Origin of the sequence: Knoellia terrae, from assembly GCF_048606435.1 — a bacterium.
In the GTDB taxonomy this organism is placed as follows: Bacteria; Actinomycetota; Actinomycetes; order Actinomycetales; family Dermatophilaceae; genus Knoellia; species Knoellia terrae.
On record NZ_JBMBWH010000001.1, the window covers coordinates 154,064 to 178,024 of the forward strand.

25 protein-coding genes are annotated in these 23,961 nt (G+C 72.0%); 15 read left to right on the plus strand and 10 right to left on the minus strand.

From position 1 onward, the window contains the following. Positions 1-69: 69 nt before the first annotated feature. Entirely contained in the window at positions 70-1,842 is a 1,773-nt protein-coding gene (locus ACOJV9_RS00775) for a hypothetical protein (protein WP_420183275.1), read from the minus strand. Positions 1,843-2,043: 201 nt separating this feature from the next. Between ACOJV9_RS00775 and ACOJV9_RS00780 the strand changes: the two genes are divergently transcribed. From ACOJV9_RS00780 to icmF, 6 genes are all read left to right on the plus strand, one after another. Next, positions 2,044-2,748 (plus strand): response regulator, encoded by a 705-nt coding sequence (locus ACOJV9_RS00780; RefSeq protein WP_420183276.1) that lies wholly within the window; start codon positions 2,044-2,046, stop codon positions 2,746-2,748. Next, a complete protein-coding gene (locus tag ACOJV9_RS00785) occupies positions 2,745-5,363 on the plus strand; it encodes a DUF4153 domain-containing protein (protein ID WP_420183277.1) in 2,619 nt (872 codons plus the stop codon). Before ACOJV9_RS00780 ends, ACOJV9_RS00785 begins: the two co-directional genes overlap by 4 nt. Before the next feature lie 46 nt (positions 5,364-5,409). Then, positions 5,410-5,853: a type II 3-dehydroquinate dehydratase gene (gene aroQ, locus ACOJV9_RS00790; protein ID WP_420183278.1), complete on the plus strand. Its 444-nt coding sequence runs from the start codon at positions 5,410-5,412 to the stop codon at positions 5,851-5,853. 48 nt (positions 5,854-5,901) lie between these two features. Further along, positions 5,902-6,066, plus strand: coding sequence for a hypothetical protein (locus ACOJV9_RS00795; protein WP_420183279.1), 165 nt, complete (start codon positions 5,902-5,904; stop codon positions 6,064-6,066). A 111-nt stretch (positions 6,067-6,177) separates the two neighbouring features. Continuing rightward, positions 6,178-6,336 carry a hypothetical protein gene (locus ACOJV9_RS00800; protein ID WP_420183280.1) on the plus strand — a complete coding sequence of 53 codons (159 nt, stop codon included), beginning with the start codon at positions 6,178-6,180 and terminating at the stop codon, positions 6,334-6,336. Positions 6,337-6,394: 58 nt separating this feature from the next. Further along, entirely contained in the window at positions 6,395-9,637 is a 3,243-nt protein-coding gene (gene icmF / locus ACOJV9_RS00805) for a fused isobutyryl-CoA mutase/GTPase IcmF (protein ID WP_420183281.1), read from the plus strand. Between the two features lie 131 nt (positions 9,638-9,768). Here icmF and ACOJV9_RS00810 read toward each other — a convergent pair whose 3' ends face one another. Beyond that, entirely contained in the window at positions 9,769-10,863 is a 1,095-nt protein-coding gene (locus ACOJV9_RS00810) for a threonine aldolase family protein (protein ID WP_420183282.1), read from the minus strand. A gap of 300 nt (positions 10,864-11,163) precedes the next feature. Between ACOJV9_RS00810 and ACOJV9_RS00815 the strand changes: the two genes are divergently transcribed. From ACOJV9_RS00815 to ACOJV9_RS00825, 3 genes are read left to right on the plus strand one after another with little or no spacing between them, the layout of a single operon-like run. Continuing rightward, entirely contained in the window at positions 11,164-11,865 is a 702-nt protein-coding gene (locus ACOJV9_RS00815; RefSeq protein ID WP_420183283.1) for a hypothetical protein, read from the plus strand. A gap of 2 nt (positions 11,866-11,867) precedes the next feature. After that, positions 11,868-13,871, plus strand: coding sequence for a sensor histidine kinase (locus tag ACOJV9_RS00820; protein WP_420183284.1), 2,004 nt, complete (start codon positions 11,868-11,870; stop codon positions 13,869-13,871). Next, entirely contained in the window at positions 13,868-14,530 is a 663-nt protein-coding gene (locus tag ACOJV9_RS00825; protein WP_420183285.1) for a response regulator transcription factor, read from the plus strand. The genes ACOJV9_RS00820 and ACOJV9_RS00825 overlap by 4 nt, the downstream gene beginning before the upstream one ends. On the opposite strand, the gene ACOJV9_RS00830 is transcribed toward ACOJV9_RS00825, so the two are convergent. Both ACOJV9_RS00830 and ACOJV9_RS00835 read right to left on the minus strand, forming a co-directional pair. Beyond that, complete coding sequence (locus ACOJV9_RS00830; RefSeq protein WP_420183286.1) at positions 14,472-14,861, minus strand: DUF2784 domain-containing protein; 390 nt, start codon at positions 14,859-14,861, stop codon at positions 14,472-14,474. The two genes, ACOJV9_RS00825 and ACOJV9_RS00830, sit on opposite strands and share 59 nt — an antisense overlap. Positions 14,862-14,954: 93 nt before the next feature. Next, positions 14,955-15,296: a hypothetical protein gene (locus ACOJV9_RS00835; RefSeq protein WP_420183287.1), complete on the minus strand. Its 342-nt coding sequence runs from the start codon at positions 15,294-15,296 to the stop codon at positions 14,955-14,957. Between the two features lie 121 nt (positions 15,297-15,417). Here ACOJV9_RS00835 and ACOJV9_RS00840 point away from each other — a divergent pair, with 121 nt between their 5' ends. Then, positions 15,418-16,134 (plus strand): hypothetical protein, encoded by a 717-nt coding sequence (locus tag ACOJV9_RS00840; RefSeq protein WP_420183288.1) that lies wholly within the window; start codon positions 15,418-15,420, stop codon positions 16,132-16,134. Continuing rightward, entirely contained in the window at positions 16,131-16,598 is a 468-nt protein-coding gene (locus ACOJV9_RS00845; RefSeq protein ID WP_420183289.1) for a GNAT family N-acetyltransferase, read from the plus strand. Before ACOJV9_RS00840 ends, ACOJV9_RS00845 begins: the two co-directional genes overlap by 4 nt. A 30-nt stretch (positions 16,599-16,628) precedes the next feature. On the opposite strand, the gene ACOJV9_RS00850 is transcribed toward ACOJV9_RS00845, so the two are convergent. The 5 genes from ACOJV9_RS00850 to ACOJV9_RS00870 form a co-directional block, all read right to left on the minus strand. Further along, complete coding sequence (locus ACOJV9_RS00850) at positions 16,629-17,045, minus strand: TraR/DksA family transcriptional regulator (RefSeq protein WP_420183290.1); 417 nt, start codon at positions 17,043-17,045, stop codon at positions 16,629-16,631. Then, positions 17,038-17,559 (minus strand): cupin domain-containing protein, encoded by a 522-nt coding sequence (locus ACOJV9_RS00855; RefSeq protein ID WP_420183291.1) that lies wholly within the window; start codon positions 17,557-17,559, stop codon positions 17,038-17,040. The genes ACOJV9_RS00850 and ACOJV9_RS00855 overlap by 8 nt, the downstream gene beginning before the upstream one ends. 40 nt (positions 17,560-17,599) lie before the next feature. Further along, entirely contained in the window at positions 17,600-18,352 is a 753-nt protein-coding gene (locus tag ACOJV9_RS00860) for a YqjF family protein (RefSeq protein ID WP_420183292.1), read from the minus strand. Beyond that, the gene (locus ACOJV9_RS00865) at positions 18,349-19,251 is read right to left on the minus strand and encodes an NAD-dependent epimerase/dehydratase family protein (protein ID WP_420183293.1); all 903 of its coding nucleotides are present in this window, start codon (positions 19,249-19,251) and stop codon (positions 18,349-18,351) included. Before ACOJV9_RS00865 ends, ACOJV9_RS00860 begins: the two co-directional genes overlap by 4 nt. 64 nt (positions 19,252-19,315) lie before the next feature. Beyond that, positions 19,316-19,537: a hypothetical protein gene (locus tag ACOJV9_RS00870; RefSeq protein ID WP_420183294.1), complete on the minus strand. Its 222-nt coding sequence runs from the start codon at positions 19,535-19,537 to the stop codon at positions 19,316-19,318. Positions 19,538-19,646: 109 nt separating this feature from the next. Here ACOJV9_RS00870 and ACOJV9_RS00875 point away from each other — a divergent pair, with 109 nt between their 5' ends. Genes ACOJV9_RS00875 through ACOJV9_RS00890 form a run of 4 tightly spaced genes read left to right on the plus strand, consistent with a single transcriptional unit; the run spans position 19,647 to position 22,666 of the window. After that, positions 19,647-20,408 (plus strand): SDR family NAD(P)-dependent oxidoreductase, encoded by a 762-nt coding sequence (locus ACOJV9_RS00875; protein WP_420183295.1) that lies wholly within the window; start codon positions 19,647-19,649, stop codon positions 20,406-20,408. 1 nt (position 20,409) lies between these two features. Then, positions 20,410-21,234 (plus strand): serine hydrolase, encoded by an 825-nt coding sequence (locus ACOJV9_RS00880; protein WP_420183296.1) that lies wholly within the window; start codon positions 20,410-20,412, stop codon positions 21,232-21,234. A 4-nt stretch (positions 21,235-21,238) separates the two neighbouring features. Beyond that, the gene (locus ACOJV9_RS00885) at positions 21,239-21,898 is read left to right on the plus strand and encodes a class I SAM-dependent methyltransferase (protein WP_420183297.1); all 660 of its coding nucleotides are present in this window, start codon (positions 21,239-21,241) and stop codon (positions 21,896-21,898) included. Positions 21,899-21,910: 12 nt separating this feature from the next. Beyond that, complete coding sequence (locus ACOJV9_RS00890; protein ID WP_420183298.1) at positions 21,911-22,666, plus strand: helical backbone metal receptor; 756 nt, start codon at positions 21,911-21,913, stop codon at positions 22,664-22,666. Between the two features lie 24 nt (positions 22,667-22,690). Here the strand turns inward: ACOJV9_RS00890 and ACOJV9_RS00895 are convergent, their stop codons facing one another. Next, on the minus strand, positions 22,691-23,956 hold the full coding sequence (locus ACOJV9_RS00895) for an ankyrin repeat domain-containing protein (RefSeq protein ID WP_420183299.1): 1,266 nt from the start codon (positions 23,954-23,956) through the stop codon (positions 22,691-22,693). Positions 23,957-23,961: the final 5 nt, after the last annotated feature.

Here is a 23,961-nt window from a genome sequence, read left to right on the forward strand (position 1 = left end):
GCGGCGGCGTCGTGCCTGTACCTGCGCGGATGGTCGGGACCTGCCCGTCGTCCACTCAGACGCCAGCGGTCACTGCGGGGCGTTGGGCACGTGGCACGTCACCGAGGCGGAGCGGTTGCCCGACCCGTCGACGGCATAGACCTCGGCGTCGCCCCTGCCCTTGAGGTTCCACTCGACGGCGCCGTCACCGGGCTTCTGGCTCGGCGTCGCACCGTTGGCCTCGGTGTACTTGATGTCCGTGTTCACCGCGAACGGACCCCACGTCCTGGTGCTCCCGTCGTCCTTGACGAAGACGTCGAGGTCACCGGCCGGCCACACGTCGTCGATGGCGACGAGCCGGTAGTAGCCGTCCTGGTTCTGGCCCTGGCCGCCGTTGCCGGGAGCGCCCGGCACCGAGCCGTCGGGGCTGGTGGACTCGACGCAGCGAGCCACCGGCGGGGTGGTGTCCTGCCACAGCTTCGACACCGAGCGGGTCGCCTCGTCACCGTGGATGGTGGTGGTCGCCGAGATGGTGTCGGTGCCGAGCGAGTCCGGCTCCACCGGGACGGTGTAGGTGAACGTCACCTGGCCGGCGGCGTTCGTCTCGCAGGAGGCCGGGGCGCACGTCCCCGAGTCTCCGGCGTTCGGACCGGCCGAGATGGAGAAGTCCACCGGGTGGCCGGCGAGGTCGGCGGCGGGGCCCGTGACGGTCGCCGTGACCGTGTGGATGTCGTCGGTGCTGAGCTCGTTGGTTGCGGTCGGCGGGGTGAGCGCGAAGGCGAAGACCGAGAAGGTCTCGCAGTGCGTCACCGAGCCGGTGGCCGTCGGGTCGCTCGCCGGGCCGGTGCCCGTCGCCGTGGCGCAGACCTCGTGCGAGCCCGGGGCGAGGTCGTCGCCCGGCGCCGTCCACGTGATCGGGGCCGGACCGGCCGTCGGCAGCGCCGGGCTCGGGGTCGCCGCCACCGGCGCGCCGTCCACCGTCACGCCGAGACCGGTGAGGGTCGTCGCGGTGACGTTCTTGATGACGTTCGGCAGGTTGGCCGGGTTCGTCACGTGGGTGCAGGTCGTGCCACTGGCGGTCGCCATCGCATTGAGCGTCCCTGCTGTCCCACCCCCGCACGAGCTTGCCGCCCCCACGGCGAACGGGTAGATGGTGGCGCCCCCGGCCACCGAGCCGAGCGCCGCGGTGAACTGGGCCAGGGTGCCGGCGTTCGACTGCCCGTCGGAGAGGAAGACGACGTTGACCTGCGTGCCCGAGGCCGCCTGGACCAGCGTGTCCGCCGCCTGCAGCCCCGCGGCGTAGTTCGTCGACCCGCTGCCGCCGGTGCCCTTGCCGGTGAACTGGCCGATGCTGCCGTCGGAGAGGGAGTCGACGACCGTGTCGACGTTCGAGCCCGACGGTGAGGTGAACTTCTGGTCGCCGGCCGCCGGCTGCATGTCGGCGGTAGCCGACCCGGACCCGAAGGCCGCCACGGCGCTCTCGAGCGCGGACCCGTCGGTGACGACGAGGTCGTTGAGCCCCTTCACCGCGACCTTCTCGCAGGTGAGGATCGAGCGGGTCGCGTCACAGGCCGCGCCCGTGCTGCCGGAGACGTCGACGACGTAGATCCAGCTCGTGCTCGGTGCGCCGGTGGCGATGCTCGCCGTGCCCGACAGCGGCACGTCGACGGTGGTCGCACCCTCCGGCACGAGGAACGAGTCGCCGCTGACCGGCGAGCTGACGCCCACGGTGAGCTCGGCGCCGTTGGGGAGGCTCCCCGCGGACGTGCCGGCCAGTGCCGCGGGCGTGACGAGGGCGGCCACCGCGAGTGCGGCGCCGCCGGTGAGACAGGCGCGTCGGCGCGCCCGTACTGCTGAGGTCATGATGGTTTCCCTCCTGGTTGGTTGCGATCGCACAGAGAGGTCGTCCTCGACGGGACGGCGACGCGGTCGCTGAGTGGGAGGAGGGCCCAGCGGTGTCGCCAGATACATCGCCACGTGGCGAGAGCGCGAGACGGTGATCTTCACGAGATCTCCACAGGTCGCGCCCACGGACTCCATCGGCCGACTCCTAGGGTCAGTGCCATGACCGGATCAGGGGTGCGCACGGACACGACGTCGGTGCTCGTCGTCGAGGACGAGCCGACGATCAACCAGGCCGTCACCGACCGCCTGCGCGCCGAGGGCTACACCGTCCACCAGGCCCACGACGGGCCCGGCGCGGTCGCCGCCTTCACCGAGCACCGCCCCGACCTCGTCGTCCTCGACGTCATGCTCCCCGGCTTCGACGGCCTCGAGGTGTGCCGGCGCATCCAGGCCGTTCGCCCCGTCCCCGTCCTCATGCTCACCGCCCGCGACGACGAGACCGACATCCTCGTCGGGCTTGGCGTCGGCGCCGACGACTACGTCACCAAGCCGTTCCGGATGCGCGAGGTCGTCGCCCGCACCCACGCCCTCCTGCGCCGAGTGGAGCGAGCCGCCGAGCTCGCCGCGGCACCAGCCCCGACCAGCCGCGTGGGCGCGCTCCAGATCGACGGACCCGCCCGCCGGGTCACCGTCGACGGCGCCGAGGTGCACCTCACCCCGCTCGAGTTCGACCTCCTCACCGCGCTCGCGTCAGCACCCGGGACCGTGCGCTCGCGCGAGCAGCTCATGGGTGAGGTGTGGGGCTGGTCCGACGCCTCCGGCACCCGCACCCTCGACAGCCACGTGAAGTCGTTGCGCGCCAAGATCGGTGCCACGCGCGTGCGCACGGTCCACGGCGTCGGCTACGCGCTGGAGGGCGGGTGAACACCGGCCAGCCCCTCGAGGGAGTCGGCTCGATCAAGGTCAAGCTCGGGCTCCTCGTCGGCGCCAGCTGCGTGGTCGCCGCGCTCTTCGCGACGATCGGCGAACGAGCCGGTATGCCGGCCTGGCTCACCCTCCCGGTGACCGTCGCCGCCGCCCTTCTCGTCACCCAGTGGCTCGCCCGGGGGATGACGGCGCCGCTGCGCGAGATGACCGACGCCGCGAGCCGGATGGCCGCGGGGGACTACGGCCAGCGCGTGTCGACCACCTCGACCGACGAGGTGGGTGAGCTCGCCCGGGCGTTCAACGCCATGGCCTCCGACCTGGCGGATGCGGACCTCCAGCGTCGCCAGCTCATCGCCACGGTGTCGCACGAGCTGCGCACCCCGCTCACCGCCCAGCGCGCCCTGCTCGAGAACCTCGTCGACGGAGTCGTCCAGCCCGATGACAAGGCCCTGCGCGGGGCCCTCACCCAGTCCGAGCGGCTCTCCGACCTCGTCGGCGACCTGCTCGACCTCTCGCGCATCGACGCCGGCGTGGCCCCGCTCCGGCTCGAAGAGGTCATCGTCGGCGACGTCCTGCGTCGTGCCGTCGCCGAGGCCGAGCTCGGCGCCCGTCCCGTCACCTTCGTATGCCGGGTGGTCCCGGAGGACCTCACCGTCACCGCCGACCCCGCTCGCCTCGCGCAGCTCGTCGCCAACCTCCTCGACAACGCTGCCCGGCACAGCCCGCCGAACGGCGAGATCCGGCTCGTTGCAACCGCGCTCGACGACGAGCGCTGGTCGCTCGACGTCGACGACGACGGTCCCGGCATCAGCGCCGAGCAGGCCGCGAACGTCTTCAGCCGCTTCGGCACCGGCGACGACTCCGGCGGCGGCACGGGCCTCGGCCTGGCCATCGCCTCCTGGGTCTGCGAGCTGCACGGCGGCTCGATCCACGTCCTGCCCACCCCACCCGGCGCACGAGGCGCGCGACTGCGCGCGGTGCTGCCACGGCATACGCGCAAGCACGCCACGGCCACCACGGAGGTCCCGATGAAGCCCACCCCAGCCCCGACACCGGCGGCACCCGTCCCGCCCTCCGGCGCGACCGGCGTCGGCCGTCCGGCCACGCCCGCGCTGACCGACACGCTCTTCGGCAGGTTCTGGCCCGAGAGCGACCCGGGGCCGCAGCCCAAGCTCCTCATCGGCGCCCTGCTCATCGGCCTCGTCGCCGCGATCACGTTGCCCGACAGGCGGATCGGTCTCGCCGCCGGGGTCGTCGCACTGATGGCTGCCGGTCTCATCCTCTTCGCGTCCCGTGAGCGCCGGACGCCGTGGGCTCTCGCCTGCGTCGCCGTCGGCGTCGGCCTGACGACGATGACCGTGCTGCGGGCAGCGGAGTGGATCATGGTGCTGGGGGCCATGATCGCGGCGCTGCTGCTCGCAGCCACGGTCACCCGGGCGCGCTCGTTCGTGAGCATCCCGCTGTCGGCGCTCTCGTGGGTGCTCGCCGGGCTGCGCGGGCTGCCGCTCCTGGGGCGGACGCTCACCGCGACGAGCCGGATGCCGCTGCTCTGGCCGGTGCTGCGGACTGTGGCCATCGCCGCGGTCGGGCTCGTCCTCTTCGGTGGGCTCTTCGCCTCCGGTGACGCGCTGTTCGGCTCGTGGGCGCAGTCGCTCGTCCCCGACCTGCGCTGGGACTCGATCATCGCCCGCGTCTTCATCTTCGTCTTCGTCGCCGGCGTCTCGCTCGCCGGCGCCTACCTCGCGCTCAACCCGCCGCGCATCGCCGACGTCGACGTCCCGCGCGGCGCCCCGGTCTCGCACCGGTGGGAGTGGCTCGTGCCGCTCGGCGTCGTCATCGCGCTCTTCGCCGCGTTCCTCGTGGCCCAGGCGACGGCGATGTGGGGCGGTCACGAGTACCTCCGGGAGACGACCGGCCTGACGTATGCCGAGTACGTCCACCAGGGCTTCGGCCAGCTCACGACCGCGACCTTCCTCACCTTCGTCGTCATCGGCATCGCGACCCGCAAGGCGCCCCAGGAGACGTCCTCCGACCGGTTGGTCCTCAAGGTGGCGCTGGTGACGCTGTGCGTCCTGACCCTCGCGGTCGTGGCGTCGGCGCTGTACCGGATGAGCCTCTACCAGGAGGCGTACGGCTACACGACCCTGCGCGTCTTCGTCGATGGGTTCGAGCTCTGGCTCGGGCTGCTGCTCGTGCTCATGGTCGTCGCGGTCTTGCGCGGCTCGGGCAGGTGGCTGCCGCGGGCGGCGCTGCTCTCCGGTGCGGTGTTCTTCCTCGGCTTCGGGCTGATGAACCCCGACGGCTGGGTGGCCGACCGCAACCTCGACCGGTTCGAGGAGACCGGCAAGCTCGACACGGCCTACCTCGCCACCCTCGGCCCGGACGCGACCCCGGTGATCCTCGACCGGCTCTCGGACGAGCAGGCGGCGTGCGTGCTCTTCTGGCGCTACGAGTACGACGCCGGCCGCGACGACGTCCTCTCGTGGAACGTCGCCCGCGACCGGGCCTTCGACGCCATCGAGGGCAGGGACCTCACCGTCGACGAGGCCACCTGCCGCAACTTCGGCGAGGGCTTCGTCCCGAACCCCCCGCCGGGGCGCGAGCGCGACTGAGCGGACGCGGCCGAGCGCATCGGGAAGCGGACGGCATACTCGCGGCATGGACTCGACCACGGTGCTCGTCCTCAACGGCCCCAACCTCAACCTGCTGGGGGAGCGTGAGCCCGAGATCTACGGCAGCGCCACCTTGGCCGACGTCGAGAACCTCTGCCGGGTCGCGTGCAACGCCGAAGGGCTGACCCTGGAGTTCCGGCAGAGCAACCACGAGGGCGTGCTCATCGACTGGGTGCAGGAGGGCCGTCGCGGCATCGCCGGGATGGTCGTCAACGCGGCCGGCTACACCCACACCTCGGTCGCGCTGCGGGACGCGATGTCGGCCGTCAGCGTCCCTCGGGTCGAGGTCCACATCAGCGACATCTCCGCGCGCGAGGAGTTCCGCCACCACAGCTACCTCACCGACGTCACCGACCACCACGTCATCGGCCGCGGAGTCGCCGGCTACGTCGAGGCGATCCAATGGGTCGTGAGCCGGCGACACCGCTAGCCTGACCATCCGGGCCCGTGCGTGGCCCAGGGGAAGCAGGGGCCCGACATGAAGTACCTCATCTTGCTCGTCGTCATCATCGCGGTCCTCGCGTACCTGCTCAACCGTCGCGGGTCGAGCTGCCTGGGCAGCGGCACCGAGACCACCGAGAAGGCGCTGGGCCAGTCCCACCGCGAGGGCCCCGGCGGCGGTCAAGGCTTCGGCGGCGGCTGAGGCCGCGGCACCTGGCCGCGGGCAGGCCCGAACGGGGCATGGTGCGGGCCGTGGGTCGGCTCTAGCCTCGATCATCGCGCCGGCGTGCGGTGCGAGAGATCGGAGCACGCCATGTGGTTCTTCATCACGTTCATCGGCTTCATCGCCCTCCTCGTCCTCTACCTGAACCACCGCGGGGCCTCGGGGGCGGGCGACAACTTCCACAACGCGGATGCGGACTACCTCCCGTGGATAGGGGCGCACCAGGGGGACATCAAGAAGCGGCCCTGAGCCGGACCGCCCTCTCGTGACTTCCGGGTAGTTAGTAGGACGTCCTACTATCGAGGGCATGACACAGACGTCGCCCGAGCTCCACGTGCCGACCAACCCGGTGCGCATCGTCACCGCGTCCAGCCTGTTCGACGGGCACGACGCGTCGATCAACATCATGCGGCGGATCATGCAGAGCCAAGGCGCCGAGGTCATCCACCTCGGGCACAACCGCTCCGTCCAGGAGGTCGTCGACGCGGCGATCGAGGAGGACGTGCAGGGCGTCGCCGTCTCGTCCTACCAGGGCGGGCACGTCGAGTACTTCGAGTACCTCGTCCAGCTCCTCCGTGAGGCCGGCGCCGGGCACGTCAAGGTCGTCGGCGGTGGCGGGGGCGTCATCGTCGCGGACGAGATCGCCCGGCTCCGCGATGCCGGCGTGACGATCTTCAGCCCCGAGGACGGCCAGCGCCTCGGCCTCGTCGGCATGATCAACACCGTCATCGAGGCGTGCGACACCGACCTGTATGCCGCCGGGCCGGCGGACATCTCGGCCGTCCTGGCTGGAGAGCGTGCCGCCGTTGCGCGCGCCATCACCGGCGCCGAGACGACCCAGCTGACCGACGCCGACCGCGCCGAGCTCACCAAGGCGGCGGAAGGGCGCCACGTCCCCGTCGTCGGGATCACCGGCACCGGCGGCTCGGGCAAGTCCAGCCTCACCGACGAGCTGGTCCGCCGCCTGCGCGTCGACCAGCAGGACAAGCTCCGCGTGGCCGTCGTCGCCGTCGACCCCACGCGCCGCCGTGGTGGCGGCGCGCTGCTCGGCGACCGCATCCGGATGAACGCCCTCGACGGCGACCGCATCTTCTTCCGCTCGCTCGCGACCCGCGGCGGCCGCGAGGTGCCCGAGGCGCTCGAGGACGTCATCACGATCCTCAAGGCCGCGGCATACGACCTCATCGTCATCGAGACCCCCGGCATCGGTCAGGGCGACGCCGCGATCGTGCCGTTTGCCGACGTCTCGATGTACGTCATGACGCCCGAGTTCGGTGCGCAGAGCCAGCTCGAGAAGATCGACATGCTCGACTTCGCCGACCTCGTCGCCATCAACAAGTTCGAGCGGCGCGGCGCCCTGGACGCGCTGCGCGACGTCGGCCGCCAGCTCGTCCGCAACCGCGGCGCGTTCGGCAAGAAGCCCGAGGACATGCCGGTCTTCGGCACCTCGGCCGCGACCTTCAACGACGACGGCGTCACCGCGCTCTACCAGGAGCTGCGCGGGCTCCTCGTCGCCAAGGGCCTCCAGCTCGGCGAGGGCGTCCTGCCGGCCGTCTCGGTGCGGCACTCGTCGGTGCTGCGCCAGATCGTCCCGGCCGCGCGCGTCCGCTACCTCTCCGAGATCGCCGACACCGTCCGTGGCTACCACTCCCAGACCGAGGCGTATGCCGCCCAGGCCCGTCGCGTGCAACGGCTCGAGTTCGTCGACGACGAGCTCGCTGCGGCCGGCCACGAGGACCACGCCGTCGACCAGCTGCTGCTCGAGGCTCGCCGCGAGCTGCCCACTGAGGTGGGCGAGGCGATCGAGAAGTGGCCGGCCGTCGTCGAGTCGTATGCCGGCGACGAGCAGGTCGTCCGCATCCGCGACAAGGAACTGCACACCTCCCTGGTCAAGGAGTCCCTGTCCGGCAGCAAGATCCGCCGTGTGTCGGTGCCGTCGTTCGCCGACCACGGCGACCTCGTGTCGTTCCTGCGCCGCGAGAACCTGCCCGGCTTCTTCCCGTTCACGGCCGGGGTCTTCCCGTTCAAGCGGGACAACGAGGACCCGGCGCGGATGTTCGCCGGTGAGGGTGACCCGTTCCGGACCAACCGCCGCTTCAAGCTGCTGTCCGAGGGTCAGCCGGCGACCCGCCTGTCGACGGCGTTCGACTCGGTGACGCTCTACGGCCGCGACCCCGACCCGCGCCCCGACATCTACGGCAAGGTCGGCACCTCCGGTGTCTCGATCGCGACGCTCGAGGACATGAAGGCGCTCTACGACGGGTTCGACCTCACGTCGCCGTCGACGAGCGTGTCGATGACGATCAATGGCCCGGCGCCGACGATCCTCGCGTTCTTCCTCAACACGGTCATCGACGGCGAGGTCGCGAAGTTCAGGGAGCGCGAGGGGCGCGAGCCGAGCGAGGAGGAGGCGGCCGGCATACGGGCGTCTGCCCTCACGCAGGTGCGCGGCACGGTCCAGGCGGACATCCTCAAGGAGGACCAGGGGCAGAACACGTGCCTGTTCTCGACCGAGTTCTCGCTGCGGATGATGGCCGACATCCAGGAGTGGTTCATCGAGCAGCAGGTGCGCAACTTCTACTCGGTGTCGATCTCGGGCTATCACATCGCCGAGGCTGGGGCGAACCCCATCAGCCAGCTCGCGTTCACGCTCTCGAACGGGTTCACCTACGTCGAGGCGTACCTCGCGCGTGGCATGGACATCAACGACTTCGCGCCGAACCTGTCGTTCTTCTTCTCCAACGGGATGGACCCGGAGTACTCGGTCATCGGGCGCGTGGCTCGTCGGATCTGGGCGGTGGCGATGCGGGAGAAGTACGGCGCGAACGAGCGGTCGCAGAAGCTGAAGTACCACGTGCAGACGTCGGGCCGCTCGCTGCACGCGCAGGAGATGGACTTCAACGACATCCGCACCACGCTGCAGGCGCTCATCGCGATCTATGACAACGCGAACTCGTTGCACACAAACGCCTTTGACGAGGCAGTGACGACACCGGGGCCGGACTCGGTGCGTCGGGCGCTGGCGATCCAGATGATCATCAACCGGGAGTGGGGGCTCGCGATGAACGAGAACCCGCTCCAGGGGTCGTACATCATCGACGAGCTGACCGACATGGTCGAGGCGGCGGTGCTGGCCGAGTTCGACCGGATCTCGGAGCGCGGGGGAGTGCTCGGTGCGATGGAGACCGGCTACCAGCGCGGCAAGATCCAGGACGAGTCGATGGTCTACGAGCACCGCAAGCACGACGGGTCGCTGCCGATCATCGGGGTCAACACCTTCCGCAAGCCCGACGCCGAGGGCGGCACGCCGCAGCACGTCGAGCTCGCACGGGCGTCAGAGTCCGAGAAGGAGTCGCAGCTGGCCCGGGTGCGGGCGTATCGGGAGGCCCACCGCGAGGAGGCCGAGGTTGCTCTGCAACGGCTGCGTGAGGCGGCGATGAACGGGGACAACGTGTTCGCGGTGCTCATGGATGCGGCGCGGGTGTGCACCCTGCAGCAGGTCACCGACGCGTTCTTCGAGGTGGGTGGCCAGTACCGCCGCAACGTCTGACGCAGGGTCGACGACTCCGTCTACGGGGCGTGCGCACTAGCGCTGCTACCGGTTCAAGGCTGCGTCACTCCGCCGCCTGTGCGGCGGACACGGTGGGTGTCCCCGCGTTGGTGGGGTGTGGTTGCCGGCTGCTAGTCGGCCGCATCCTGGATGACTTCCAGCAAGGACTGACGGACGCCTTGGGGATCGAGGGCCATGGCGTTCTCACCGACAGTCACCTCGAACCGGCTGCACCGCGGGGACGTGGTGGGTCGCGGGTAGAGGAAGAGCTCGAGTCCTTGGCGCTCGACGAACCGCTGGTGTGCTGCCGCCAAGACGTCGGGCGGCACGGGGACGATGACGTGGAACAGCGGGGTCTGCGGGGGGTCAGGGACAATCTCGACGCCCGGAAGGCCGCGTAGGGCCGCCGCGAGTTCCTGGGCCCTCTGCCAGAAGGCAGGCATTCGGGGGACGAGCGTGTCGAGCCCGATCTCCGCCGATACCGCCAGCGGCCAGGCGTGGTGCAGCTGCCCACCCAGCCGAGCCCGCCACTGACGGGCCTGGTCCACGAGGTCCGACCGCCCTGCGAGGACCGCCCCGGCGAGACCCTCGAGGCCCTTGTACAGGGAGACGTAGACCGTGTCGAAGAGAGCGGCGATCTCGGCGTGCGGACGCCCATAGTACGGCTGGGCCTCCCACAGCCGGGCGCCGTCGAGATGCGCCGCAATGCCTCGGGTGCGCAGCCAAGAGGTCTGCGCGGTCAGCTCCTCCCATGATGGGAGGCGCCCACCGAGGTCGCGCTGGGGCAGCTCGAGCAGCACGGCAGCCAGGGGCTCGCGGACGGCCTCCAGGTCCTGAACGGTGACCAAGCGATCGTGCTCGCCCAGCAGCCTCCCGTGCAGCCCGTGCACGATCTCGTACCCCTTGTGCTCGTGCACCTCGATGTGGGCCCTGGGGTGGAACCCGATGGTGCGACAAGTGCGGGCGTCGGCGTGCAGCCTGAGCGCGACCTGCGAGGCCATCGCACCGGTCGGCATGAACACCGCCGCCTCTTTGCCGAGCAGGCCGGCCACGCGCTCCTCCAGCCGTGCCACCGCTCCGCCCCGACCGTAGGTGTCCAGGTCGCCGTCCTCCACGCGCGTCAGGAAGTCGCGCAGGCGGCGGGTCGGTGCTCGGCGCTGTTGCCCGTGCACGGACAGCGATCTCGCCAACCGCTCAGGGTCGGTGGGCGTGGCGTGGGAGTCCATGGGGTCCATCCTGACCCACTGACTACAGATTCCTCAGTGTCCTCGGACCGGGGGAGACTCGGGCGGAACCCCGCGTTCGCGACACAGGGGACACTCACGTGGGTCGCTACGTCGCCTTCCACTCACGCGCGCCCCCCAACGTCGTGCGCGGGCAATGTTCGAGCGCGGCCGCACCGGCTCGGGGGAGCGGTCCCTGCCGAGTGGGGACGCCGGCCCCTCGTGGAGGGGACACGTCCGGGACGAACCTCGAGGAAGTCAGGCGGGCACAGGGTCCGCCGCACCTCGGAAGGTTTCACCGTCATGACCGACATCCGGTCCCACGCCCTCACCACCACCATGACCCCCGTCTCCACCCGGCAACCGCTGATCGGCCCGCGCCTGGCCACCGTCGCCCTCGTCGGCGGTGCCCTGCTCAACGGCGCCGAGTCGATCGGCATGCACCTCCTCCTGCCCGAGCGCCCGAAGGCCATGGGTGACCAGCTCCGGCTCGTCGCCGAGCACGAGGCGACGTACACCGCGCTCACCGTGGCCGGCACCCTTGCCATCCCGCTCATGGGCATCGGCTTCGTCGTCCTCGCCCAGCACCTTCGCACCCGCTCCGCCAGGCTCGGCAGCACGGCGGCGTGGCTCCTCCTCTCCGGCATGTGGGGCTTCCTCGGCATCCACCTCATGAGCCTCATGCAGGTCCCGTTCGCCCGGTCCGGTGACGTCGCCGGTGCGGCGGGCGCCCTGGAAGCCGCGCAACAGGACCCCGTCCTCGGGCTGCTCTTCATGGCGCCGTTCCTGCTCGGCACTTTCGCCGGAATGATCGTGCTGGCCGCCGGCCTGCTGAAGACTGGGGCCATGCCGCGGTGGATCCCCCTGACGATGCTGGCGTTCGTCGTCGTGGACTTCGTCCTGCGCAACCCCGGCCCGGTCGACGCCCACTGGCTCTGGATCGCCGCCTGCATCGGCGCCGCGCACCACCTGCGCCGCGACGACCGGCCGGCCCTCGCGGCCTGACCGTGCCCGACCTCGCACCTCTCGCACCCCGGACGACGGTTCTCGCCGTCCGGGGGGCGGCCGTGCTCGCCGCCCTACTCGCTGTCGGCGCCGTGGCCGTCGCCTGGTCGCAGGGCGTCCTCGGCGAGCTCGTCCGGACGCCGGAGGTGGTCGTCGCCCCGTCTTACGGGCTGGCCGCCGCCGGGCTCGCGGCCACCCCCTCGGCGCGTCGCATGGTCGCGATCCTCTTGTCCACCAGCGTGTTCGCCAGCACCTACACCCTCGCCCGTGCCGTCGCCCTCGCGGGCGTGGAGAGCGGCGAGGCCTTCGCCGGATGGCTGACGCTGTGGAGCTGGATCCCACCGCTCGCCCTCGTGGTCGGCCTCCTGCCGTATGCCGTCCCCGAGGGTCGGCTGCCGTCCCCCAGGTGGCGCCCCGCGGTCCTCGCCCTGGGGGCCGTTACGGCGGCCGGGGTGCTGCTGGCGGCATTCGCGCCGGTCGCCATCCCCGACACCGCGGACGTCCGCAACCCTCTCGGCGTCGCAGCGCTCGACGGGGTGCTCGAGCCGGCCGCAGCAGCGCTCGCGATCGCCGGCGGCGCCCTGTGCCTGCTAGGCCTCGTCTCCCTCGGAGTCCGCTACCGCCGGGCCTCCGGCGTGGAGCGGCACCAAGTCCTCTGGTTCGGGTATGCCGTCCTGCTCACCGTCGTCGCCACGGCCCTCGCGCCGCCTTGGGTGCGGGCGGTCGCCGTTCTGCTCATCCCGCTCGCGCTCGTCGTCGCGGTCCTGCGTTACCGCCTCTTCGACATCGACCTCCTCCTCAACCGCACCGTCGTCGCCGTGGTCCTCCTCGCCGGTGCCGCGCTCCTGCACGCGGCCGTCGCGGGTTGGGTCGGCGTCCTCGTCGGGGACGAAAGCCGGGCCGCGTCGTTCGCGGCCGCCGTGGCAATCGCCCTCGCCTTCAACCCCGCTCGGCTCCGTGTCCAGCGGTATGCCGACCGGTTGCTCCAGCGCGACCGTCCCGTCCCCGAGGTGGTGGTCTATCGCCTCGACGAGGCCGTCCGCTCCGCCCCGTCACCGCGCCAGGCGGTGCAGGACGGGCTCGACGTCCTGCGCGAATCCCTCGGACTGGCACGCGTGCGCCTGGAGATGGACACCGCGACCGGAGCGGTCGACCTCTCCTCGGGGGACGACGCAGCAGGCGGACCGTCCCACACGGTCGCGATGCGCCACCACGGCGAGGACATTGGCTCACTGCACCTCACTCCCGACGCGCGGCGCGGTGGCCTGTCGCTCCAGGATCAGCGGGTGGTCGAGGCGGTCACCGGTCCACTGGCCGCCGCAGCCGCGGCCATGGCCCTCACAGCAGGGCTCGAGCACAGCCGGGGCCGGCTCGTCTCCGCCCAGGAGGAGGAGCGGCGCCGGCTGCGCCACGACCTGCACGACGGTCTCGGCCCCCAGCTGGCCGCGGTCACCATGACCGTCGACGCGGCCCGGGCCGCCCTGATGCGCGGCGACACCACCAGGGTGGGGGAATTGCTCGTCTCGACGTCCGAGCAGGCGGCGATGGCGGTCGAGGACGTCCGCGCCGTCGCACGAGGACTCCGGCCCGCCGCCCTGGACGAGCTCGGGCTCGCGGCCGCGCTCCAGACCGCCGGCCCGGCCGTCGCCGCCGCGCAGGGGTCGACCCTCCGCACCGAGGTCGTGGCCGAGTCCGAGCTCACGGGACTCTCGGCGGCAGGTGAGGCGGCGGCATACCGGATTGCGCAGGAGGCGATCACGAACGCGGTCCGGCACGGACGGGCAACGCAGGTGCGGGTCAGGCTCGCGCTGGACGACTCCGTCCTGCGCGTGTCGGTGCAGGACAACGGGGTCGGGTTCCACCCGTCGACGACGATGCCTGGTGTGGGACTGACGAGCATGAAGGAGCGCGCGGCCGCCCTCGGCGGGTCCGTCGAGGTCCGGTCGGCGCCGGGGAAGGGGACGACCATCGTCGCCACCCTGCCGGAGAGGAACGGAGCAGCATGACAACGGCTGTGCTCGTCGACGACCACCCCGTCTTCCGCAGGGGGCTGCGGACACTGCTGGAGGAGCTCGGCGTCGAGGTCGTGGGAGAGGCCGCCGACGGTATCCAAGGCGTGACGACCGCGCTCGAACGCCGGCCCGACGTCGTCCTCATGGACGTGCAGATGCCCGAGCTCGACGGCGTCACCGCCACGGCTCGTCTCATCGAGCAGTGGCCGGAGGCGCAGGTGCTCATGCTGACGATGGCCGGGGACGACTCGGCGGTGTTCGCGGCCATCCAGGCGGGCGCGCTGGGGTATCTGCTCAAGGGCGCCGGCATCGAGGAGATCTCCCGGGCCGTCAGCGGGGTCGCGGCCGGGCACGCGGTCTACGGGCCCGAGGTCGCGCGACGGATGCGCGCCTTCTTCACCGCGGGCAGCGGGGTCGCGGCGAAGCCCTTCCCCGAGCTGTCCGAGCGGGAGCGCGAGGTGCTCGACCTCATGGCCGGCGGCCTGGCCAACCCGATCATCGCGCGCCGGCTGTTCCTCTCGGAGAAGACGGTTCGCAACCGGGTCAGCAGCATCTTCGCCAAGCTCGGCGTCGCCGACAGGGGAGAGGTGATCGTCATGGCCCGTGAAGCCGGCCTAGGCGCAGGGGGTGGCTCTCCGAGGACCGGATCGTGAAGCCGACCCACGAAATGAGCACGACGACGGCCACCAGCAGCTGGACGAGAACCTCGTGCTCCTTGGGGTAGACGACGCCGGCGAGGTAGTGGTCGATGAACCCGGTGGCGGGCAGCCCCGCCTCGCCGGCTCGTTCCCGCCCCCAGTCCTCGACATGGGTGAGCGGGCAGGGCCAGCCGACGAGCACGTTGAGGAGCCCATAGGCGGCCGTCGCCGCATGGGCCCAGATGGCGCGCGGCCAACGCCACGCGACGAACCCACCCAGCACGAGGAAGGCCAGGAACGAGAAGTGCGCCAGCATGGCGGCGTCAGCGACCAGTCGGTACCACATGAGCCCTTCCAGCCTGACGTACTGGCCGTGCCTTGTGCGACATCGAGGTCGATGTCCTCCCACGGTCGGCCCCGGGGCCGGCCCGTCCGCCGTTCAGCGCGGAGGCTCGGTCGTCGAGGCGAGAAGCCGTCGCGCTCGACGGCCCAGGTCGCTCAGGTCGACGCGGCCCTCGTCGGCTGCTGCCGCCAACCGTGAGGCCAGGTCCAACGCCTCGTCGAGCTCCGGCCCGAGGATCGCTGCCTCCTGGCCCATGTCGCGAAGGATGGTGGCCTCGGTCCTCGAGGCGACCAGGGGTTCGGTGACTCCGTCGATCCACACCCGGGTGCGGCGGCCGTCACCGCGTTCGTCACCAGTGATGCGCTCGAGCGCGAAGATGCGGTCTGCGCGCGCGAACTTGCCGAAGCCCAGGGCGACCATCCGCGTTTCCGACACCACGCTGACATCTTGGCACTGGCCACCGCGCTGCGTCAGGCGCTGCCTCGATGGCCCGAAGGGTTCAAGCGGACACCTCGTCAACTCTGGTGCGGTGGCGCTCGTCCCTTGGGAGCATGGGCGGATGGAGCAGCTGCACACCGCCGACCAGCAGCTCAGGGCCGCGATCGGTGCGAGCCTTGCGTGGTACGAGCAGGTCTTCGCCCTCCACGGCATCCCGACTCGCTGCGAGGACGGCCTCTGGAGCGCCCTGGGCGAACCGCCGCGCTGGCACTCGGCGGCCAAGACGCTGAGGCCGGACGTCGACCCGGAGCGGGTGGTCAAAGTGCTGGCGCCGTTCCCGGGCTGCGGTGTCGCCGACTCGTTCGGGACGCTCGACCTGTCCGGCCACGGGTTCGCGCCCCTCTTCCGGGCGACCTGGCTGCACCGGCCCCCGTCCGCAGACGGTGCCCTGACATGGCCCGAGGGCTGGTCCGTGCTCGGGGACCCCGACGAGCTGGCGGCGTGGAACGAGCACCAGGACACGACCGGCGTCCTCGTCCCCGCGTTGCTCGAGCACCCCGACTTCACCTTCCTCGTGCGCCGAGAAGGGGGAGCGATGGTCGCGGGGGCGGTCCTGCACCGCACCGGTGAGGTGGTCGACCTGTCGAACACGTGGGCGGCCGGCGACGAGGCCGACGAGGTCCCCGCCATGGTCGTGTGCGCCGAGGGCCTGCATCCCGGCCTGCCAATGGTCGGATACTCCGCCGACGACGACCTCAGCCACTTCACGGACGCGGGCTTCGAGGCCCTCGGGCCTCAGGTGGTCTGGGTCCCGGACCGACCCGAGCTGACTCCGTGAGCGTCACGTTGCGTCCCGTCACCGACGCGAACCTGGTCGACGTCGTCGAGCTGCGCACGACCCCGGCTCAGGAGCAGTTCGTCAGCACCGTCGCCCAGTCCCTGGCCGAGGCGCGGGCGCACCCCGAGGGCAACCCCTGGTACCGGGCCGTCTACGACGACGAGGTGCCCGTCGGGTTCGTCATGCTGAGCTGGGACGTCGTGCCGCAGCCGCCCGACCTCAACGGGCCCTGGTTCCTGTGGAAGCTGCTCATCGACTCCCGGTACCAGGGCAAGGGCTACGGCCGGGAGGTGCTGCGCCAGCTCGTCGGGCTGTTGCGGGAGCAGGGAGCGACAGAGCTGCTGACCAGCCACGTGCCCGGCGAAGGAGGGCCGGCCGGGTTCTACGAGCGCCTCGGCTTCGTACCGCGTGGAGACGTCGACTCGCAGGGCGAGATCATCCTCCGCCTGGACCTCCACTCCTGACGTCACGATGAAGGGGAGTCAGACCAGGGGTCAGCGCGGGCGCCGGCCTGCTGTCGAGGTGTGCTCGACGCAGGTCCTCGCCGTGGGGCGGGCCTCCAGACGACCCGCCGCGATCGGCTTGCCACAGACCTCGCACACGCCGTAGGCGCCCGCGTCCACCCGCTCCAGCGCGGACTCCACCTCGGCCAGCTGGGCGCGGGCGTGCGCCGTCAGCGCCGACAGCTGCGACCGCTCGTAGGCGATGGTCTGGCCCTCGGGGTCATGCTCGTCGTCGGCGTTGGAGTCGCGCGACGCCTCGAACATCGCGGTCATGTCGGCGTCGAGCTGCGAGATCCGGGCGAGCAGCTCTGCGCGCTCCTCGCGCAGGCGCCGCACGGCAGCCTTGCGCGGGGCGGACGCGTCGAGAGAGTCGTGAGCTGACGTGATGACTCGGCCCCCGTCAGTCACGGTGGACCAGCCGCGCCGCACCAGTGAGGATACGGAAGGCGGCCCGTTGCAGCGGCACCGGAGGCCCGGGCAGGTACATGTCGTGGGCCAGCCCTAGGCGCGCGGTGACCAGGAGCGGCGGCATCCCCTTGGCGTTGGTCCTGCCCTCGCGCCCGTGGCGGAAGAACTCGTCGAAGAAGTCCTCGATGCCCGCCCCCGGCGTGAACGTCAGCCGGACCCGGGCCCCCTTGTCCCCGTCCGGCGCCCATGCGTGGGGTGCACCCGCCGGGACGACGACGGACTCCCCGGCGCCGTGCACCGACTCGTCGCCCCGGCAGCGGAGCCGGATGCGGCCCTGGACGACGTCGAACCTCTCCTCCTGCCGCAGGTGCAGGTGCTCGGCCGCGAGGAACGCGGACGGGCTGAGGTCGAGGTCCATCTCCGCGAGGGCGCCGCCGCTCTCGGCGCTGGTGCGCACGAAGGTGATGCGCTCGCCGGTGACCGGGTTCTCGATGACGTCACCGGGCTGCACCATCTGCCGACGGTAGCAGCGACGGGTCCGACGAGCAGGCGGGTCAGCGACGCGGGTGCCGGGCGTCCGTGGGGAAACCGAATTCGGTCCGCACCCCCGGGCTGAAGCCCACGTGGTCGGGGGTGCGACCGGCCAGGTCCGGCAGTCCCACCGAGGCCATGAGCTGGTCGTCGAGCGCGAGCACCTCGGCGTCGTGCACCGGCCACACCTCGTGTCGGTTCGGCACGTAGAGCGTGCGGCCGGCATACCGGACGTGCAGTCCCCAACGCGCGCTGAGGAAGTGATCCAGTTCGGTGCTCTCGCGCACCGCACCGGTCCGGATGGCGACGTGACTCGACACCGGCTGCCCGCGGCGACGCAGCCGGGCGTCGTACGTGTGGACCGAACCCTCCACCCGATGGCGCATCCGCGCCCAGCGGTAGGGCAGCCCGAACGCCGCCCGCGCGCCCACGACCACCGCCGCCCGGTCGGCGTCCAGGCTGAGGAAGACGATGCCGCGGCGCCCGGTGTCGTCGACCGAGTAGAGGCGCACGTTGGTCTCGAGGAACGACCCCAGCCACGGCACCGCAGGGCCGCGACCGACCCCGGCCCCGACCATCCGGAAGGGGATCAGCCCGACGTAGGTGACCCCGTCGAGGGTGTCGGGGCGCACGCCGGGCGGCATCCGCGAGGCGACGAGCGCAGGGTCCACCGCCCAGTGCAGGAAGGTCAGGTCACGCCACCGCTGGGTCATCATGACCCGGCCGGTCAGCCCCGGCGCGTCGGGGGAGACGGGCTCGACGCCCGCCGGGCTCACGCCTGCGCCCGCGGATCCGGCAGGACGTCGCGCCAGGAGTGCTGCGGGTCGAACCCGAGCAGCTCACGCGCCTTGTCGATCGAGTAGAAGGTCTCGTCGCGCCCCATCTCGCGGGTCACCGGCACCCCGTCGTAGAAGCGCTCACGCACCTCGTCCGTCGTCGCCGCCACCGACATGTCGGCATTGGCGACGTTGAAGACCTCGTAGCCGAGCCCGTCGACCTCGAGGCAGCGATGGACCATCTGGCCGAGGTCTCGTGTGTCGATGTAGGCGAAGATGTTGCGCCGCCGCAGCGCCGGGTCGGCGAGGTAGGCCGGGAAGCTCTCCGCGTACTCGTGCGGCTCGATGACGTTGTTGATCCGCAGCCCGTAGATGTCGGCGCCGGTGCGCGCCTGGAACGAGCGGGCCGTCACCTCGTTGGCCACCTTGGACATCGCGTAGGAGTCCTCGGGCACGGTCGGGTGCTCCTCGTCGACCGGCAGGTACTGCGGCCGCCGCTCACCCTGGGCGAAGCACACGCCGTACGTCGTCTCCGAGGACGCGAAGACCACCTTCCGGATGCCCAGCCGGGTCGCGGCCTCGATGACGTTGTAGGTGCTGACGACGTTGGTCGCGAAGGTCGGCGCGTCCGCGGTGAGCAGGATGGCCGGGACCGCGGCGAAGTGCACCACCGCGTCGTATGCCGGCACGCTCGCGAGCTCGAGCTCGTTCATCCGTGCCAGGCCGGCCAGGGCGGAGTAGACCTGCCCGACGTCGGTGAGGTCGACCTTGAGGTCGGAGACCCCGGGGTCACCGAGGGGGACGAGGTCGGCGTTGGTGACCTGGTGGCCCTGCTGGGCGAGGAACGTCGCGACGTGCTTGCCGGCCTTGCCGCTGCCGCCGGTGAAGAAGATGCGCATGCCTGATCCAACCAGCCGGAACTGCGTCTCCCTCAGGCAGGGCGCGCAGATGATGGAGCAGCGGTCAGAGTTTGCTCATCTTGCGGAACGGCGTCTCGACCCGCACCGTGCTGCTGCCGAAGTCGACCGTGGCGCCGGTGCCGTCGATGCCGACGACGCGGCCGAGGCCGTGGGTGTCGTGGCAGACCCGCTCGCCGACCTCGAACTGCTCGATCACCGGCTCGGGCCGAGCCGCGAACGGGCTGCTGGCGTGACGGGGACGCGGGTGTGCAGATGAGGAGGCCATGACTTCCAGTATGACCGCTGGTTTCCCGACCGGCAACGGCGCAGGTCACGGGCGCGGCCCGCAACCAGGGGCTGTGAGCGGCGGGAGCGTCGATGACAGGATGACCGCCATGCAGACCTCCCAGACCTCCGCCATCGTCACCGGTGGCGCCTCGGGCCTCGGCGCCGCGACCGCAGCCGCCCTCGCCGCCCAGGGCGTCCACGTCCACGCCCTCGACCTGGCCCAGGGCATCGAGCAGGCGCCCGACGTGGACGGCGTCACCTACGTCGCGACCGACGTCACCGACGAGGAGCAGGTCCGGGCCGCCGTCGCACAGGCCAGTGCTGACCCGTCCGCCCCGCTGCGGTTCGTCGTCAACTGCGCCGGCATCGGCCCGAGCGCCCGCATCCTCGGCAAGAAGGGCGTGCACGACCTCTCGCTCTACCGCAAGGTCATCGAGATCAACCTCGTCGGGTCCTTCACGGTGCTCGCCCTCGCCTCCGAGGCCATCGCGCAGACCGAGGCCGACGCCGACGGCCAGCGCGGCGTCATCATCAACACCGCGAGCATCGCGGCCTACGACGGGCAGGTGGGCCAGGCGGCATACTCCTCGTCCAAGGGCGCCATCGTCGGGCTCACCCTCCCCGCCGCCCGCGACCTCGCGCAGTACGGCATCCGGGTCTGCACCATCGCGCCCGGCATCGTCGAGACCCCGATGCTCGCGACCGTCTCGGACGAGTTCCGCGCCGGGCTCGCGGCCGGCATTCCCTTCCCGCAGCGGCTCGCCAAGCCGGAGGAGTACGCGAAGCTCGCGCTCGCGATCATCGACCACGACTACCTCAACGGCGAGACGATCCGCATGGACGGCGCCCTCCGGATGGCCCCGCGCTGACGTGCCGCTGACCCTCGACCTGCTGCCGGGCGTCGACTGGTCGGTCTCCGTCGTGGACCTCGGCAGCGGCGAGGTGCTGGCGTCGCACGACCCCGACCGGCTGCTCTCGACGGCGAGCGTCGGCAAGCTCTTCGTCCTGGTCGAGCTCGCCGAGCGCCTGCACGACGGCCGCGTCGCGCCCGACCTCCCGCTCGACCGGCGTGCGGTGCCACCGGTGGCCGACTCCGGCCTCTGGCAGCACCTGTCGACCGACGTCCTGCCGGTCGTCGACGTCGCCCGGCTCGTGGGAGCGGCCAGCGACAACCTCGCGACCAACGTCCTCATCGACCTGCTGACGCTCGAGAGCATCCGGACCCGGGCCCGTGAGTGGGCGACCCGCGGCTCCGACCTCGTCGACGTCGTGCGCGGCCTGCGCGGCCCCGCCGACCCACCGCACCTCAGCCTCGGCTGCGCGGCCGACCTCACCGACGTGCTCGCCCGGCTGTGGGCGGAGCGCCACGTCCAGGACTCGGCCGGCCGGACGGTGCTGCGCTGGCTCGCCCCCGGCATGGACCTGTCGATGGTGGCGTCCGCGTGGCACCAGGACCCGCTGTCGCACGCCGAGGAGCCGTCCGGACCCCGCCTCGTCAACAAGACCGGCACCAACCTCGGCGTCCGGGCGGACGTCGGAGTGGTCAACAGCGGTGGGCGCGCCACGGCATACGCCGTCGTGGCGAACTGGTCCGAGGACCCGCCCGGCCACCGCCGGGACGACGTCATGGTCGCCCTGGGGGGCATCGGCGCAGCGCTGCGCTCGCACCTCGACAGGACCCGCGTGGCAGGGTGACCGGATGAGCCACCACGAGCACGAGCACGATCACGGCCACTTCGACGCCGCCGCCACCACGTGGGACGACGACCCGGCCAAGATCGAGCGCGCCCACAGCACGGCGGCGCTGCTGCGCGAGACCCTGGCGCTCGACGGCACCGAGCGCGTGATCGAGATCGGCGGCGGCACCGGTCAGCTCAGCCTGGCCCTCGCCGCCGACGTCGCCGAGGTGCTCGTCACCGACGCCTCGCCGGGCATGGTCGAGGTGGCCCGCGCCAACATCGAGCGCGCCGGGCTCGCCGACCGGCTCACCGCGCAGCGCCTCGACCTGGTCACCGACCCGATGCCCGAGGGTCGCTTCGACGGGGCGTGGGCGATGCTCGCCCTGCACCACGTCCGGGAGGTGGACCGGCTGCTCGAGGCCGTCAAGGGGCTGCTCCACCCCGGCGGGTGGCTCGCGATCGTCGACCTCGACGACGACCGGGCCGGCGCCTTCCACGCCGACCACACGGACTTCACCGGCCACGACGGCTTCGACCGGGACGCCTTCGCCGAGCGGCTGCGCCGGGCGGGCTTCGACGACGTCACCGTCTCCGACGCCGGCTCCGTGGAGAAGGAGCTCGGTGGCGACGACCAGGGTCGAGGCACCTTCTCGACGTTCCTCGCCGTCGCGCGCGCCTGAGGCGCCGCTCCCGTGACCCGCACGCTGCGCGACGACCTCGGCCACGCGGTGGTCCTGCCCGACACCCCCGTATGCCGGGTGGTCTCGCTCGTGCCCTCGCTCACCGAGGCGGTGGCCGCGACACGAGCCGGCGCCCTGGTCGGGGCGACGGACTGGTGCACCCACCCCGCTGACCTCGACGTCGGACGGGTGCGGGGCACGAAGAACCCGGACCGCTCGGCGATCGCCGCCGTCGAGCCGGACCTCGTCATCGCCAACAAGGAGGAGAACCGCGAGCTCGACGTCGTCCGCCTCCGCGAGGCGGGGATCGCGGTCTGGGTGACCGACATCGAGACCGTGCCCCAGTCGCTCGCCTCGATGCGCCGGCTCCTGGTTGACGTCTGCGGCTGGGACGAGCCGCAGTGGCTGGTCGAGGCCGAGCGACTGTGGGCGGGGCCCGTGCCGCCGGCGACGGCTCGCGTGCTCGTCCCCATCTGGCGCGACCCGTGGATGGTCGTCGGGCACCCGACGTTCACCGCCGACCTGCTGGCCCGGCTCGGCCTCGAGGTGGTCACGGCCGGCGAACCGGGCCGCTACCCGCACGTGGACCTCGACCAGCTCGACGGCGCCGGCGCCGACCTCGTGCTGCTGCCGGACGAGCCCTACGTCTTCACCGCCGAGGACGGCCCGGAGTCCTTCTCCCGCACGGCGACCCGGCTCGTCAGCGGTCGCCTCATCACCTGGTACGGCCCGTCGCTCGTGGACGCGCGCCGCTCGATCGCCCGCTGACGCAGCCGGGTCCACGGGCGAGGCTCAGCCGACCGACTCGAGGATCTCGACGACCTCGTGCTGCCCCTTGGAGCGCGCGTGCTCCAGGGCGGTGACGCCGTCGCGGTCGGCGAGCCCCGGATCCGCCCCCGCCTCGAGCAGGATCCGCACGATCTCCTGGTGGCTGGGTCCGCCGTCGCCGAGGATCACGGCCTCGAGCAGCGCTGTCCAGCCGAGGTCGTTGACGTGGTCGACGTCGATGCCGGTGCGCACCACGCGCCGGACGTAGTCGACGTGGCCGCGCTCGCTCGCCGGGATGACCGAGATCCCGCCGTAGCGGTTCCTGATCGTCAGGTCGGGCTGGGCCGGCAGCAGCGCCTCGAGCATCGCGACGCTCCCGGTCACCCCGGTGACGAGCCAGGGGGTGTCGTGCCGACCGTCGAGGGCGTCCGCGGAGGCTCCCATCGCGACGAGCAGCCGCGCGAGGTCGACGTGGTCGGAGGTCGCGGCGAGGAGCAGTGGCGTGCGGTCCTCACCGTCGCGGACCTCGAGGTCGGCGCCGGCCCGCAGCGCGAGCGCGGCGGCATCGGCGTCGCCGGACCCGGCCGCGGCCAGCAGTGCGGCATCGGCGTCCGCCGGCGGTGTCGCCCCGGCCGCCTTGGTCAGCACGGACTCGAGCCGCCCGTATCCCCGCTCGCGCGCCATCTCGAGCGGGGTGAGGCGCTCCGTGCCCGACGGGCGGTCGAGCTCGACCCCGCCGGCCACGAGGACGCGCACGGTGTCGACGTAGGCCGCGGTGTCCTCCCCGAGCCAGACCGCCTCGTGGACGGCCTGGTAGCCGATGCGGTTGACGTGGTCGCGGTCGATGCCGGCCTGCAGCAGCTCGCCGACGACGAGGGCGTGACCGCGTTCGGCCGCCCGGATGAGGCCGGTGCCGTTCCAGCTGTCCTTGTCGTCCACCCTCGCACCGCTGCGCAGGGTCAGCCGCAGGAGGTCGAGGTGCCCCTCGCTCGTCGCGATGAGGTAGGCCGACTGCTGCGCCTCGTCCTGGGCGTTCACGTCGGCGCCCTGCTCGACCAGCCGGGCCGCGCGGGCGGTGTCGCCGGGCCAGGCGGCGTCACGAAGCTGCTCGTCGAGACCCTTCCCGGCCGAGCCGGCCGCCTCGGTGGTGCCGGTGGCGTCGGGCGGGGGTGTGGCGGTCACGGTGCTCCCGGGTGTCGAGGGCCCGCCGCTCGACGGAGTGGCGGTGCAGGCCGCCAAGGCTGCCACGGCGAACGTGGCAGCCACGGCGGCTCGGACGGCGGACGGCATACGGG

What these genes read in the sequence shown, in the direction of transcription:
- ACOJV9_RS00795 (WP_420183279.1), top strand. Translation starts at nt 5,902, where the DNA reads ATGAAGTACCTCATCTTGCTCGTCGTCATCATCGCGGTCCTCGCGTAC.
- aroQ (WP_420183278.1), top strand. Translation starts at nt 5,410, where the DNA reads ATGGACTCGACCACGGTGCTCGTCCTCAACGGCCCCAACCTCAACCTG.
- ACOJV9_RS00885 (WP_420183297.1), top strand. Translation starts at nt 21,239, where the DNA reads ATGAGCCACCACGAGCACGAGCACGATCACGGCCACTTCGACGCCGCC.
- icmF (WP_420183281.1), top strand. Translation starts at nt 6,395, where the DNA reads ATGACACAGACGTCGCCCGAGCTCCACGTGCCGACCAACCCGGTGCGC.
- ACOJV9_RS00875 (WP_420183295.1), top strand. Translation starts at nt 19,647, where the DNA reads ATGCAGACCTCCCAGACCTCCGCCATCGTCACCGGTGGCGCCTCGGGC.
- ACOJV9_RS00775 (WP_420183275.1), bottom strand. Translation starts at nt 1,842, where the DNA reads ATGACCTCAGCAGTACGGGCGCGCCGACGCGCCTGTCTCACCGGCGGC.
- ACOJV9_RS00895 (WP_420183299.1), bottom strand. Translation starts at nt 23,956, where the DNA reads ATGCCGTCCGCCGTCCGAGCCGCCGTGGCTGCCACGTTCGCCGTGGCA.
- ACOJV9_RS00865 (WP_420183293.1), bottom strand. Translation starts at nt 19,251, where the DNA reads ATGCGCATCTTCTTCACCGGCGGCAGCGGCAAGGCCGGCAAGCACGTC.
- ACOJV9_RS00870 (WP_420183294.1), bottom strand. Translation starts at nt 19,537, where the DNA reads ATGGCCTCCTCATCTGCACACCCGCGTCCCCGTCACGCCAGCAGCCCG.
- ACOJV9_RS00815 (WP_420183283.1), top strand. Translation starts at nt 11,164, where the DNA reads ATGACCGACATCCGGTCCCACGCCCTCACCACCACCATGACCCCCGTC.
- ACOJV9_RS00825 (WP_420183285.1), top strand. Translation starts at nt 13,868, where the DNA reads ATGACAACGGCTGTGCTCGTCGACGACCACCCCGTCTTCCGCAGGGGG.
- ACOJV9_RS00780 (WP_420183276.1), top strand. Translation starts at nt 2,044, where the DNA reads ATGACCGGATCAGGGGTGCGCACGGACACGACGTCGGTGCTCGTCGTC.
- ACOJV9_RS00800 (WP_420183280.1), top strand. Translation starts at nt 6,178, where the DNA reads ATGTGGTTCTTCATCACGTTCATCGGCTTCATCGCCCTCCTCGTCCTC.
- ACOJV9_RS00855 (WP_420183291.1), bottom strand. Translation starts at nt 17,559, where the DNA reads ATGGTGCAGCCCGGTGACGTCATCGAGAACCCGGTCACCGGCGAGCGC.
- ACOJV9_RS00840 (WP_420183288.1), top strand. Translation starts at nt 15,418, where the DNA reads ATGGAGCAGCTGCACACCGCCGACCAGCAGCTCAGGGCCGCGATCGGT.
- ACOJV9_RS00830 (WP_420183286.1), bottom strand. Translation starts at nt 14,861, where the DNA reads ATGTGGTACCGACTGGTCGCTGACGCCGCCATGCTGGCGCACTTCTCG.
- ACOJV9_RS00810 (WP_420183282.1), bottom strand. Translation starts at nt 10,863, where the DNA reads ATGGACTCCCACGCCACGCCCACCGACCCTGAGCGGTTGGCGAGATCG.